The 12,950-nt window shown below is 51.0% G+C and carries 10 protein-coding genes; 4 read left to right on the forward strand and 6 right to left on the reverse strand.

Annotated features, from left to right (window positions below):
* The first annotated feature begins 283 nt into the window (after positions 1–283).
* Entirely contained in the window at positions 284–1,768 is a 1,485-nt protein-coding gene (locus HUF19_RS07630; protein ID WP_260999221.1) for a NarK family nitrate/nitrite MFS transporter, read from the forward strand.
* A gap of 243 nt (positions 1,769–2,011) precedes the next feature.
* Positions 2,012–3,841 carry a bifunctional protein-serine/threonine kinase/phosphatase gene (locus tag HUF19_RS07635; RefSeq protein ID WP_260999222.1) on the forward strand — a complete coding sequence of 610 codons (1,830 nt, stop codon included), beginning with the start codon at positions 2,012–2,014 and terminating at the stop codon, positions 3,839–3,841.
* A gap of 32 nt (positions 3,842–3,873) precedes the next feature.
* Here the strand turns inward: HUF19_RS07635 and HUF19_RS07640 are convergent, their stop codons facing one another.
* A complete protein-coding gene (locus tag HUF19_RS07640; protein ID WP_260999223.1) occupies positions 3,874–4,842 on the reverse strand; it encodes a DMT family transporter in 969 nt (322 codons plus the stop codon).
* A 260-nt stretch (positions 4,843–5,102) separates the two neighbouring features.
* Between HUF19_RS07640 and HUF19_RS07645 the strand changes: the two genes are divergently transcribed.
* Together HUF19_RS07645 and HUF19_RS07650 are read left to right on the forward strand one after the other, a co-directional pair.
* Positions 5,103–6,581, forward strand: a complete 1,479-nt coding sequence (locus HUF19_RS07645; protein WP_260999224.1) for an aminotransferase-like domain-containing protein — start codon at positions 5,103–5,105, stop codon at positions 6,579–6,581.
* 1 nt (position 6,582) lies between these two features.
* A complete protein-coding gene (locus HUF19_RS07650; RefSeq protein ID WP_260999225.1) occupies positions 6,583–6,915 on the forward strand; it encodes a DMT family transporter in 333 nt (110 codons plus the stop codon).
* Positions 6,916–6,933: 18 nt separating this feature from the next.
* Here the strand turns inward: HUF19_RS07650 and HUF19_RS07655 are convergent, their stop codons facing one another.
* The 5 genes from HUF19_RS07655 to HUF19_RS07675 form a co-directional block, all read right to left on the reverse strand.
* Entirely contained in the window at positions 6,934–8,202 is a 1,269-nt protein-coding gene (locus HUF19_RS07655; RefSeq protein WP_260999226.1) for an NAD(P)/FAD-dependent oxidoreductase, read from the reverse strand.
* Between the two features lie 84 nt (positions 8,203–8,286).
* Positions 8,287–9,462, reverse strand: coding sequence for an alginate export family protein (locus tag HUF19_RS07660; protein WP_260999227.1), 1,176 nt, complete (start codon positions 9,460–9,462; stop codon positions 8,287–8,289).
* A 24-nt stretch (positions 9,463–9,486) separates the two neighbouring features.
* On the reverse strand, positions 9,487–10,425 hold the full coding sequence (locus tag HUF19_RS07665) for an ABC transporter ATP-binding protein (RefSeq protein WP_260999228.1): 939 nt from the start codon (positions 10,423–10,425) through the stop codon (positions 9,487–9,489).
* Between the two features lie 15 nt (positions 10,426–10,440).
* Complete coding sequence (locus tag HUF19_RS07670) at positions 10,441–11,457, reverse strand: ABC transporter permease (protein ID WP_145468947.1); 1,017 nt, start codon at positions 11,455–11,457, stop codon at positions 10,441–10,443.
* A 91-nt stretch (positions 11,458–11,548) separates the two neighbouring features.
* A complete protein-coding gene (locus HUF19_RS07675; protein WP_260999229.1) occupies positions 11,549–12,946 on the reverse strand; it encodes a CmpA/NrtA family ABC transporter substrate-binding protein in 1,398 nt (465 codons plus the stop codon).
* Positions 12,947–12,950 lie beyond the last annotated feature (4 nt).

Below are 12,950 nucleotides of genomic sequence, written 5' to 3' on the forward strand. Positions count from 1 at the left end.
AAAACTGGCCTCAGCCCGAAGGGTTATGGCTAAAAATCCCTCATTCTGCGTTGCTGTTCGCTCGCTTAACCCGTTACCAATCTGTCTGGAACAGATTGGCGTGCCAACCCCTAAGGGGTGAAGCACAGGGATGTGCTGAACATCCCACACTCTCAGCGTCTTGCCTGAGAAATTTTTAGCCGATAACAGGTCTGTTTAATTAGTGTCGACAGGCCCTAGCTTCAATTGTTGAAACGCTGCCCGGAAACCGGGCAGTGATATTAATTACCGGATGAATTATCTGATGACGGTCGAAAAATTTAATCTGTTTAATTTCAGCGGTAAGATGAAAGTACTTCATCTTAGCTGGATCGCATTTTTTATTACCTTTGTTGTGTGGTTTAACCATGCGCCCATGCTGCAGGCGATTGCCGCCAGTCTGGGGCTGAGCGCTGCGGAAGTTAAAACACTGCTGATTCTTAACGTCGCGCTGACCATTCCGGCACGGGTTATTATTGGCATGCTGACGGATCGTTTTGGTCCGCGTATTGTGTATTCTCTGCTGCTGGCCCTGTGTTCTGTTCCCTGTTTTATGTTTGCCCTGGCTGATGATTTTACCCAGGCCGCGATTGCCCGTTTTCTGCTGGGATTTATCGGTGCCGGTTTTGTGATTGGTATCCGTATGGTCAGTGAATGGTTTCCGGCTAACGAGCTGGGAACGGCCGAAGGTATTTACGGTGGTTGGGGTAACTTCGGCTCTGCGGCGGCGGCATTCACCTTGCCGGTTATTGCGCTGTTATTTGGCGGCGACGATGGCTGGCGTTATGCCATTGCTCTGACCGGTGTGCTTAGCCTGCTGTTCAGCGTTATTTATTATCGTAATGTTTCGGATACACCGAAAGGCTCTACCTACTTTAAGCCAAAGCATGTTGGTGCGCTGGAAGTCACCAGTAAAGGCGATTTTTTCTTTCTGCTGGTGATGAAGGTGCCTATGTATGCGGCGCTGGCATTATTGGCATGGAAGCTGTCTCCGGCGGGTGTCAGCATGCTGACCGATATCATGGCAGTGGGGATTTATATCGGCCTGGTGCTGTTGTATCTGTACGATGTCAGCCATGTCTGGAATGTTAATAAAACGGTTTTCAAAGAACCGGTTGCTGAAATTCATCGTTATAAATTCCGTCAGGTGGCGGTGCTGAATATTCTGTATTTTGCCACCTTCGGTTCTGAACTGGCGGTTATTTCCATGCTACCGCTGTTTTTTGCCGAAACATTTGAACTGACACCGGTTATGGCCGGCATGGTGGCTTCGGCTTATGCCTTTATGAACCTGATGTCACGTCCGGGGGGCGGTTGGTTGTCGGATAAATTCGGCCGTAAGCCAACCCTGCTGATTCTGACCCTGGGTCTGGCCATTGGTTACTGTGCGATGGCCATGGTCGACAGCAGCTGGCCTTTGTGGCTTGCCGTTGTTGCGGCAATGGCCTGTTCGTTCTTTGTTCAGTCCGGCGAAGGTGCTGTGTTTGCTGTCGTGCCATTAATCAAACGCCGTCTGACCGGGCAGATTGCCGGTATGACCGGAGCCTACGGTAATGTTGGTGCCGTGACCTATTTAACGGTGTTGTCATTCGTGGATTATTCAACTTTCTTTATGGTGATCGCGGCGACGGCTGTCGTGGGCTTTATTGCTCTGTTGGCCATGGAAGAACCAGCAGGCCATATTGCTGAGGTGCGCGATGATGGTACGGTTGAAATGATTGATGTGAACTCTGCTGCAACGGCGCGCTGAGTTATAAGTATAACGATCGGGCGAACCAGACATACGGTGACAGCAGGTGCTTACCTTCCTTCATCAGTTGTGCCGTGTTTGGATATATCGCCTATTGCGCTGTTGCGCACTGTGTAAAACGGGGCTGATATTAATGGCTACAGGGCAACCCTCTCATGCTTTGTGATTCATTATCGGTATGTCGTTTTACACAGGTTTTTTATTGCAGACCGTTGGGCTCTGATGCCTGACTCCGAGACATCTATGCAGACTGACAGAGCATTAAACAAGGAATATGGTCTTGCCACTGAAGGTGACATTATCCGTCGGCCTTCTGCCAAACGCCTGATGGTCACGCTGGGCGGCTACTCTTCTGCAGGCCCGAAAGACGAAAATCAGGATGCCTTTGCCGCTTGTCTCACCACCCAGGAGCATTATAAAGGGGTGGCCCTGTGTGTCGCCGACGGTGTCAGCTGCAGCGAGCATGCGCAGCAGGCAAGCACCACCAGTGTGACGCATTTTCTGCAGGATTATTACAGCACGCCCGACAGCTGGGATGTAAAAACTGCAGCAGGAAGAGTTTTATCGTCACTGAATGCCTGGCTGTATCATCACGGTCAGCAGGCCAGTGCCCGCCATAACAGTCTGGTGACGACCTTCAGTGGGCTGATTTTAAAATCCAATACTGCGCATTTACTGCATGTCGGCGACAGCCGGATTTATCGTTTGCGGGACGGTATGCTTGAGTTGCTGACCCGCGATCATAATCATCAGCAGGGTGGGTGTCAGTATCTTAGCCGGGCGCTGGGCATGGATACCCATCTGGAAGTCGATTATCAGACTCAGCCCCTGCAACAGGGAGATGTATTTATGCTCACCAGCGATGGTGTGCATGGTTTTTTAACCGCCCAGCAATTACAGCAGACTCTGAATAATGCGTTGCAGGCTGCAACCGGCAGCCACGGAATCAATCAGTATCAGCTGGAACAATGCAGCAAACAGCTGGTGCAACAGGCTTTGGCTCAGGGCGGCGACGACAATGCAACCTGCTGTCTGCTGGTGGTTGAACAATTACCGCAGACCAATCTGGAAGAGGCGCACCGCACTTTGTGTGAGCGGGTGATTCCGCCGGTAATGAAAACCGGCGATAAAATTGATCATTTTCAGATACAGGAAATTCTGTATGCCGGTACGCGCAGCCATGTTTATCGGGTGCGTAACCTACGCGATAACAAAGATTATGTATTAAAAGCACCGTCGCTGAATTTTCAGGATGATCTGGTTTATCTTGAGGGTTTTGTGCGCGAGCAATGGGTTGGCAGCCGGGTCGATCATCCGAATATTATGAAGATTTACCCGCCACTGGATAACAGCCGCTTTCTTTATCATATTTGTGAAAAGCTGGATGGCGACAGCCTGCGCCAGTGGTTGCATGACCACCCGGCTCCGTCTGCTGCCGATGTGCGTAAGCTCACAGGACAATTAATTCATGCCCTGCGGGCATTTCAGCGATTGGGCATGGTGCACCGTGATTTAAAGCCTGAAAATGTGCTGGTTGACCGCGATGGTGGTATTAAATTAATTGATTTTGGCACCGTTCAGGTGCGCGGCCTGGCAGAAATTAACAGCGCTGTTAAAGAAGAATGTCCGCAGGGATCGGTTAACTATATTGCACCCGAAACTGTTCTTGGTACGACAGGCCTGTACAATGCCAGCCATCAGAGTGACTTATTTTCGCTGGGCGTTATGGTCTATGAGCTGTTCAGCGGTGCGCAGCCTTTTGCGATGGAGCAGGTACACCGGCGCGGAGCGAGATCGTTTTCGCAATGGCGTTACACGTCGCTGTTGCAGCATCGTCCGGACTTGCCGCTGTGGCTGGATCTCTGTATTCAGAAAGCCTGTGAACCCAATCCGGCAGAGCGTTATCAGGCTTATTCTGAATTCTGGACCGACCTGCATCAGCCGAATGCTTCGCTGCAGCGGCAATACCGGCAAAAGCCGTTACTGGAGCGTAACCCACTGCGTTTCTGGCAAATACTCAGTGGGCTTTTACTGCTTGTGATTATTGTACAGACGCTGATTTTTTCCGGCTGATTCAGGGCCTGTCAACAGGCCCTGATCGCAGATCAGCGCTTTGCACTTTTCATCGCACACATCACCATCAACACTATCAGCGCGCAAAAGAACAGTTGAGCGACAGTAATGCTGTCACGCAGCATCAGGCTGATAAATGCCAGGGTAAAAAACGGCTGCAGCAATTGCAGCTGACTGATTTTGGCAACCCCCGCCGTCGCCAGACTGCGATACCAGAAACGAAAGCCCCATAGCTGGCTGATCAGCCCCAGATAAAGCAGGGCAGACAGGCTGATGGCCAGGTTCTGCGGCTGCATCTTTTGCACTTCCTCAGCCCACAAACTACCCCATACCAGCGCCGCCGCTGGCAAATATAAAACCACCATCCAGCAAATGGTTTGCCAGCCACCAATCATTGCGGCGGCTTTGGCTCCGGCGCTGTAACCCAGACCGCCAAACAGCAGGGTGGCGATCAGAGTCAGCACATGTTGTGGCTCAAAAGCAGGCAGACTGCCGATGGTGGTGATCACATAACCGGCGAGCAGGCTGCAACCGACAACGGAAAAAAACCAGAAGCGTGGCGGATGACGTTCGCCCTGCAGCAGGGTGGCCAGTAACGAGGTCACCAGCGGCAGGCCGGCCAGTACCACGCCCATATCCGCCGCGGGTATCCGGGTAAGGCTGAGGCTCAGTAAATACGGAAAGCCCAGTACCACACCAACACCGGCCAGCAGCAACCAGGGCAACGCCTGCAGCGGCGGACGTTGCCAGCCATTAATAACGATGACAACCCAGGCCGTCAGGCCGGCGATGACGGCGCGGCTGGCGGCAATAAACTCGGCTGAAAAGCTGTTCAGTGCGACCTGAGTCATCGGAATAGTGAGGGCAAACAACATCACCGCAAACAAGGCCTGATGTACGGCACTGAATACGGGGATCGCGAATTTTCCGGGTTTGCTGTTAGCGGGTAAATTTGTCCTGCTGTCAGGAGGAGAAGGAATGGTCAGAGATGGATTTTGCATACATGGCCTTTGTGCTGAATCGATGGATAACTGATGAATCATCATGCCGTGCTGTGGGTTACGGCAGCAGACGCAGGCCGGGAGAGAAGCAGCGGTACAGTAGCGCTGCTATTGGCAACTGTACTGGAATGAATTGGCCAAACTGTATCGGTTGGCGGTACAGTTGTTTCTTTAGAATGCGCTTTGTCAGTGAGTAATTGGCCATGGAGCCTATTCCACGCCGCCGATTCTATGCAGCCGTCAGTGCTCAGGAGTTCACCGTGTTACAGCGCCAGACAGAACAACCCCTTTATCAGCAACTGGCTGGCCGGGTGGCGGAGGATATCCGCGCCGGTGTGTTTGCCGCCGGCAGCAAAGTGCCCAGTGTGCGTAAACTGGCAGGGCAGTATGGCGTGAGTATTTCGACGGTTACTCAGGCCTATGCCTGGCTTGAGGATCAGGGCTGGATTTCGGCCCGGCCACAATCGGGTTATTTTGTCCGTGGTCATGTCTCTCCGGCCGAGCAGCAGACACCACCGTTATCGGCAGGTGATAAACCCAGTGCTGTTACCAAGGCTGAATTTATTAATGGCATGCTGACCAAAATCAATCGTCCGGCCATGATCAATCTCGGTGCTGCGATTCCGCGTCCGGACTGGTTACCGCAGCGGGTGCTGCAGACCCATATTCAGAAAGTCAGTCGTTTTCATTCTGCCGAAGTATTTGATTATTTATTTTCACCCGGTCTGGAAGAGCTGCGTAATCAGGTTGCGGTACGTATGCGCGATGTGAATGTGCGTTGTCAGGCGGATGATATCGTTATTACCCATGGCTGTGCCGAAGCGCTGGCCCTGTGTTTACGGGCTGTTACGAACCCCGGTGATCTGGTCGCGGTTGAATCGCCCTGTTATTACGGCTTTTTGCAGACCGCCGATATGCTGGGGCTGAAGATTATTGAAATACCCACCGACCCACAGCAGGGCATGAGTGTCGAGGCACTGCAGCTGGCATTACAGCAGTGGCCGGTAAAAGTGATTCAGGTCAGCAGCCGTTATTCCAATCCGACCGGTTGCAGTATGCCAGTAGAGCAACAGAAAAAACTGGTGGCACTGGCCAGCCAGTATCAGGTGCCGGTGATTGAAGATGATGTTTATGGTGAAACGGGATACCCGGTTGCACGTGGACAGACTCAGTCACCGGCTTCGGTACTCAAGACCTACGACCGTGAAGGTATGGTGCTGTACTGCTCGTCGTTTTCCAAAACGGTTTCGGCCGGCTTGCGTGTGGGCTGGTGCATCCCCGGCCGCTGGTACCGGCAGGTAACAGAACGGCAGACATTTACCACCTTTTCGGCGGCGAGCCTGTCACAATACGCGATGCTGTCGTATCTGCAGAACGGCCACTACGACCGCCATCTGCGTCAGTTCCGGGTGCGTGCCGCGAACAGTATGCAGCGTTTTATTCATGCCATTCGTCAGTATTTTCCTGCCGAAACTCGGGTGAGTGAGCCTGCCGGAGGATTTATTCTCTGGGTCTGTTTACCCGAAGGCGTCAGCGCAATGGATCTGCATTATGAAGCAGCACAGCGTTCGGTGATTATTATTCCCGGCGATGTATTTTCCAATACGGAGCATTTTTCTAATTATATCCGTATTAATACAGCCATTACCTGGAGCGTGGATGTGGAGGAGTCAATAAAGATGCTGGCGCAGCTGGTGAAAAGACAGCAGCAAAAATACAGTGGCAGTGTGGGAGCCTAGTATGAATACCTGGTGGATTCTGGCGATTGCGATTATCGCCGAAGTGATCGCAACCTCGGCGTTAAAAGTCAGCGAAGGTTTTACCCGTTTAATTCCTTCGCTGGTGGTGGTGGTTGGTTATGGCATTGCCTTTTATGGTTTGGCCCTGACATTAAAAACCATTCCGGTCGGCGTTGCTTATGCTATCTGGTCGGGCATGGGCATTGTTCTGGTTACCCTGATTGGCTGGTTTTTATTCGATCAGAAACTCGATCCGGCGGCTATTATCGGTATGGTGCTGATTGTTGCCGGGGTCGTGGTGATGAATGTTTTTTCTGCCAGTAGCGGTCACTGATAATCTTTCAGCACCGTATCAACAATACGCCTGGCCGAATAATAATGTTGGCCGCAGAGCGGTAACGCTGTCACCCTGTTGCATTAATTCATAATACCAGTGGCTGTCGGCGACATCGCCGACACACAGGGCCCCGACGATACGCTCATCGCGCAACAGTATTTTCTTATAAATACCCGCATGCTCATCCAGTAGTTGCAGAACTTCTGTGCTGCTGTCTGCTTCAAACTGACCGATGCTGTGAATATCGACACCGGATACTTTTAATTTGGTTAAATGCTCGCGCTCCTCATACGACAACAGAGGATCGGCAGTGCTTAATCTCTGCTGCTGACCGGTTTGATATTGCTGGTGCAGTTGGCGTGCAAGGATGCTGGCCTGTTCCCAGATAGGAGCGACCAGACCATAGGTATTGCCATTAAATTCGCAGCATTCGCCTAATGCATAAATATGCGGATGACTGGTACGCATCAATGCATCTACCTGAATCCCCTGACTACAACGGATGCCGGCACTTTCTGCCAGTTCTTTATTGGCAATAATACCGGTGGCAAATACCACCAGATCGGTATTCAGCTGTTGCTGACTATTACTGTCCGCCTGTTCAAACTGAATAGTATTGATGTGCAGCTTTGGCGCATTGCTGCTGCACAAGTTAAGCGGGGTGCAGCCGGTGCATACATCAATGCCACGGTTAAGCAGTTCTTTTTCCAGTAATGCCGACGCTGTGGCATCCAGCTGGCGGTTCATCAAAACAGGATTACGGTGCAGCAGGGTTACCTGAATGCCGTGGCTGCGAAGTCCCGTGGCGGCTTCTACCCCTAATAACCCGGCGCCAATCACGGTAGCGTGTTGTATATCCGGCAAGCGTGCAAACATGGTGTCAACATCACGCAGACTGCGGAAACCAACAACATTGCTTGCATCTGCACCGGGAATATCAGGCACAAAAGAACGGGAGCCGGTGGCTAGTATCAGCGCATCATAAGCAAAATGGTCACCACCGGAACAGATAACCTGCTGGGTTAGCGTATCAATGCGTTCAACATTCTGATTCAGATAAACAGCAATACGCCGGCTCTGATACCAGTCTTTATCATGCGGAGTAATGGCATTTAACGTTGTTTCGCCGGCCAGCAGTGGTGAGAGCATAATGCGATTGTAATGGGCCACAGGTTCATCGCTCAGAACCTGAATAGCGCTGAACGGATGGTTCTCGCCCAGTTGCTCCAGTACCCGGTTGGCTGCCAGACCATTGCCAATAATCACCAGAATGTTTGTCGCCATGTTCTGTCTCCTTCGCTGACAGATGGCGGTACCACAGGGCACCGCCATATTGCTTTAAGACTGAGTATTAAGGCTGATGCTTAATCAGAATTTTGCTTCCAGCCACAGCCAGGCTTTGTCGCTGTCGGTGCCGGTATCACCGGCGCTGTAGGCGGCGTATTTCACACCAGCGCTGTAATGCTCAGCAAAGCTTTTAGCGGCGAGAAAATTAACCTCACTGCCTTTATCATCACTGCCTTCGTCAGTGCTGTAGTCATGGTACATGGCCAGCAATTTGACACCGGCGACGGCACCCGTGGCTTTAATATAGGTATCACTCAGACCATCGGCCGGAGTTACCAGGAATTTGTCTGCCCAGCCATTAAACGCATGTTTGGTGGCTAACGGGGTCTGGAATCCATAGGCGCCGTCATCACTGCCAAGGGTTTCATTGCCCAGTGCGAGAGTAATGCCGGATAACACCACGCCGCCTTCCAGGGCATAATAACCGGCATCAAAATCATCGCTGGATTGGGTGGCAAATTCAGCACTGTAAATCAGGTTAATATCATTGACGGCCGTTTTTCCGGCAAAGCGCACACCATAGGTATCCAGCTTGGCGTCACTGTCGTCATCCTTTAATAAATAGGCGTAACCGGTCAGGTTTCCGGCTTTGAGTCCGGAGTAGGTGGCATTAAGTAAATGGCTGGTAACGTCGGCATCAAATTTACGCAGAATACCGTTCACCTGATCGATGTAAGCGTATTGAAGGTTAAGATCGCCGGTTTTATAGCCTGCTTTTAGCGCATCAAACGTTTGTTCATTCTGACGCCAGCCGACATTACCGACGAAGCGGGCATTATCGAGAATAATACGCTGACGACCGGCTACAAGGCTGAAGCCATCTTTGCTGTAGCTGATCTGGGCACGGTTGATCTCGGTGTTCTCCGGATCGGCAACGGTATCATAATCGGTATTTTCCGGAGCATAGTCGTCGATAACTGCGCGTACATCTTCAATTTCGTACAGCACTTTAAAGCCGTTGAAATCGGCTGTTTCGTACCCCAGGCGTGAACGCAGAGTGAGTGCCGTGGCAGAGTCTTTATCGGCAGCATCGTCATCATCAACGCTTTCATAGCGCAGGCGAAGATCAATAATGGCGTCACCTTTTTTCAGCATATCAACAGCCGTCTCTTCTGCCAGTACACTCTGACTGAAGACAAGCTGGCTGATGGCTAAACTCAGGGCAGTAGCTGACAACGTTTTTTTTGTTTGCATCATTCTTTCTCCGGTATTTGATTAAAATCAGGCAGTTTTTAACTGGTTAGCTTTATCCTGATCCGGTGTATGAGCATGGGAATGCCCGGCCGGGGTGTTTATCGCGCGGGTTTCATTATTTTCTTTTATTATTTGGGAACCTGAGACCTGACCATGGGGTTGCGTGGCAGGCAGGCTGTCATCAGTCTTACGCTGTTTTTCATAAAGGAAACTCAGCACCTGATGGCGGTAATGGTTGTAGCGTGGGTCATCAGCTAACTGCAGGCGGTTACGTGGCCGCTCCAGATCGATGTCCAGAATTTCACCGATGGTAGCGGCGGGGCCGTTGGTCATCATAACGATGCGGTCAGACAGTAAGACCGCTTCATCGACATCATGGGTAATCATAATGACGGTGTTATTCAGCTCTTTCTGGATGTCCATTAATGAATCCTGAAGGTGCGCACGCGTCAGGGCGTCGAGTGCACCAAAAGGCTCATCCATTAATAACACCTGAGGCTCCATCGCCAGTGCCCGGGCGATGCCCACGCGTTGCTTCATGCCACCGGAAATTTCATCCGGACGTTTATGCATGGCATGGGTCATATGCACCAGCTCCAGATTGTGCTCAATCCAGGCTTTCATTTCGGCTTTGGATTTTTTGCCACGGAATACCTGTTTTACTGCCAGCTCGACATTTTCATAAGCACTGAGCCAGGGCAGCAGGGAGTGGTTCTGAAAAACCACCGCACGTTCAGGACCTGGCTCGTTCACTTCTTTACCATTCAGAACTACGCCGCCTTCGGTTGCCTGCAGCAGACCGGCAACAATATTCAGCACGGTGGATTTGCCGCAGCCGGAGTGGCCGATCAGTGAAATATACTCACCTTTATTAATCTTAAGATCGACACTCTGCAACGCGCGGAAACTGCCTTTTGCGGTGCTGAATTCAATACCTACCTGAGTCAGTTCGAGTAGTGGGTTCATAATTTTCTCCGATTCTCAGCGTAAGGTGGCGGACTTATCCCAGGAAACACTCCGTTGCAGCAGCAACATAATGCGGTCAAGGGCAAAACCAATTAAGCCGATGGTAATAACCGCGACCATAATACGGCCGAGGGAATTTGAGCTGCCGTTCTGGAATTCGTCCCAGACGAATTTTCCGAGTCCGGGGTTTTGTGCCAGCATTTCCGCCGCAATCAGCACCATCCAGGCGATACTCAGCGACAGACGAAGACCGGTAAACATCATCGGAATAGCGGCAGGTAACACAATTTTCCGTACATGAGTCAGCCAGCTTAAACGCAGCACCTGACTGACATTTTTTAAATCCTGAGAAATAGAGGCGACGCCCACGGCGGTATTAATAACGGTTGGCCACAGGCAGCAGAGCATGACGGTAATCATGGAAGTGACAAAAGACTTTGCTACAACCGGGTCATCGCTGACATAGACAGCGCTGACCACCATAGTGACCAGTGGCAGCCAGGCCAGAGGTGATACCGGTTTGAAAATCTGAATCACCGGGTTAAATGCTGAGTACAGGTTGGCACTTAAACCAATAACTATACCCAGCGGAATGGCGATCAGTGAGGCAATCAGAAAACCGCTCAGAACTGTAATCAGGCTGGTACCAATCTGATCGACGTAGGTTGGCTTACCGGTGTAGTCGCGGATTTTGACGATATAATCCGGGTCCTGTGCCAGACGCCGGGCATTACGTTCATCCTGGCGCTGGTAGAACGCTGCGGCTTTTTCACGTTCGGTAATATGTTCGCTGATCAGGGTTTTACTCTGGATCAGGACATCGGCAGGTCCGGGGAATTTTCCCAGAGAGGTGTTAATGCTTGATGCGGCCGCATGCCAGATCATTAAAAACACCAGAATCCCTGCCAGAGGAATGCCGATGGCTTTGGCAATAATGCTCAGGTTCTGGCTTCGGTTTTCTCCCTGAGCGGCTTTAATCATCGGTTCCAGCCAGCTTATTTTGCTTAATGTTTGGGTCAGGGCAATGCTCATAGGATCTCCTTGACGGATTCAGTTGACTGCACAATGTCGATGAATGTGTGATGGTTTTCCGGCTGTTTTAACAGCCGGCTTATTCCCTGTGTTACAGCTTTTGCTCGCCTTTCAGGCCGATAGCAAACTTCTGCAGGTAAGCATTCGGTTGCTGACCGTCATAGGTGATGTTGTCGATAAATTCCGTTTGTGGGGCACGGAAGCCGCTTTCATTGCTGAAGTCAGGAAAGTCTTTGGCATCGGCTTTACCTTCAGCAATCAGTGCTTTGGCTGCTTCTGCGTAAATGTCAGGGCGATACACTTTTTTCGCGATGTCTTTGTACCAGTCATCCGGTTTAGCTTCGGCAATCTGGCCCCAGCGGCGCATCTGTGTCAGATACCAGATGGCATCGGAGTAATAAGGGTAGGTGGCGTTGTAGCGGAAAAAGACATTGAAATCCGGTACAGAGCGCTTATCGCCTTTTTCATACTCGAAAGTACCGGTCATGGAGTTAGCAATCACTTTGTAATCGGCACCGACATACTGTGGTTTGGCCAGAATTTTTACCGCCTCCTCGCGGTTGGCATTATTATTTTCATCAAGCCAGGCGGCAGCACGGATCAGTGCTTTGACCACACGCTTGTGAGTGTTCGGATATTTTTCTGCCCAGGTTTTGCTGACGCCAAATACTTTTTCCGGATTGTTTTTCCAGATTTCGTAGTCGGTAATCACCGGAACACCAATGCCTTTAAAGACGGCCTGCTGGTTCCAGGGTTCGCCTACGCAATAACCATAAATCGTACCGGCTTCCATCGTTGCCGGCATTTGTGGTGGCGGTGTAACCGAAAGCAGGGCATCAGCATTCAGCTGACCGGAGGTATCGCCTTTTGCCGGAGCGTAATAACCCGGGTTAATACCGCCAGCCGCCAGCCAGTAGCGTAATTCGTAGTTGTGGGTGGATACCGGAAAAACCATGCCCATATTAAATGGCTTACCCTGGGCTTTGTATTTTTCTATAACGGGTTTCAGGTAATCGGCTTTAATCGGGTGTACGGGTTTCCCTTCAGAATCTTTGGGGATAAAGGGTTTCATTTGCTGCCAGACATCATTGGAAACAGTAATGGCATTGCCGTTTAAATCCATACTGAAGGCGGTAATGATATCGGCTTTGGTGCCAAATCCGATGGTTGCGCCCAATGGCTGGCCCGCCAGCATATGAGCGCCATCCAGCTGGCCATCAATCACGCGGTCGAGTAATACTTTCCAGTTTGCCTGTGCTTCGAGGGTGACATACAAGCCTTCGTCCTCAAAGAAACCCTTTTCATAGGCAATAGCGAGCGGTGCCATATCGGTTAATTTAATAAAACCGAATTTAAGCTCTTCTTTTTCCGGATAATCATCAGCATGACTGAGTGGTATCGATAATGCCGATAAACCACAGGCCAGACCTGTGGTCAGAATCAATGCACTTTTTATCAGAGTGCGGCGCAGAGTGTTCAGTCCTTGCATGGTC

This window comes from Thalassolituus hydrocarboniclasticus (genome assembly GCF_025345565.1).
In the GTDB taxonomy this organism is placed as follows: Bacteria; Pseudomonadota; Gammaproteobacteria; order Pseudomonadales; family Oceanobacteraceae; genus Venatoribacter; species Venatoribacter hydrocarboniclasticus.

What these genes read in the sequence shown, in the direction of transcription:
- HUF19_RS07635 (WP_260999222.1), top strand. Translation starts at nt 2,012, where the DNA reads ATGCAGACTGACAGAGCATTAAACAAGGAATATGGTCTTGCCACTGAA.
- HUF19_RS07655 (WP_260999226.1), bottom strand. Translation starts at nt 8,202, where the DNA reads ATGGCGACAAACATTCTGGTGATTATTGGCAATGGTCTGGCAGCCAAC.
- HUF19_RS07630 (WP_260999221.1), top strand. Translation starts at nt 284, where the DNA reads ATGACGGTCGAAAAATTTAATCTGTTTAATTTCAGCGGTAAGATGAAA.
- HUF19_RS07675 (WP_260999229.1), bottom strand. Translation starts at nt 12,946, where the DNA reads ATGCAAGGACTGAACACTCTGCGCCGCACTCTGATAAAAAGTGCATTG.
- HUF19_RS07665 (WP_260999228.1), bottom strand. Translation starts at nt 10,425, where the DNA reads ATGAACCCACTACTCGAACTGACTCAGGTAGGTATTGAATTCAGCACC.
- HUF19_RS07650 (WP_260999225.1), top strand. Translation starts at nt 6,583, where the DNA reads ATGAATACCTGGTGGATTCTGGCGATTGCGATTATCGCCGAAGTGATC.
- HUF19_RS07660 (WP_260999227.1), bottom strand. Translation starts at nt 9,462, where the DNA reads ATGATGCAAACAAAAAAAACGTTGTCAGCTACTGCCCTGAGTTTAGCC.
- HUF19_RS07670 (WP_145468947.1), bottom strand. Translation starts at nt 11,457, where the DNA reads ATGAGCATTGCCCTGACCCAAACATTAAGCAAAATAAGCTGGCTGGAA.
- HUF19_RS07640 (WP_260999223.1), bottom strand. Translation starts at nt 4,842, where the DNA reads ATGCAAAATCCATCTCTGACCATTCCTTCTCCTCCTGACAGCAGGACA.